Raw genomic sequence first — 253 nt, 5'->3', positions numbered from 1 at the left:
TCTCTGAGAAGCTGAAGCTACCTCTATCTCAGTCCGGCATCCCTTACGATTACGTTCGCCAACTATCCATAGCAAGCTCAATGATAGAGGCCATCATCACCAGCGAAAAAGAATCGAGAAAGTTCTTTGACTCTCCAAAAGGATACATGGAATCCCACGGGTTCGATGCAAGCGACCGCGCGCTCACGTCGGAGTCGATCTTGGCACTCACTGCGATCTCAAACCCCACGGCCAAGCACGCTCTACATCGTGG

General features: G+C 51.8%; 1 protein-coding gene. It reads left to right on the top strand.

Annotated features, from left to right (window positions below; translation table 11 throughout):
* A partial coding sequence (locus SB775_RS31715) for a hypothetical protein (protein WP_410865255.1) occupies positions 1–253 on the top strand: 253 nt, incomplete at both ends.

This window comes from Peribacillus sp. SIMBA_075 (assembly GCF_046534585.1).
Note: the sequence above shows the minus strand (reverse complement) of the source record. Positions and strands in the feature narration are given on the sequence as shown.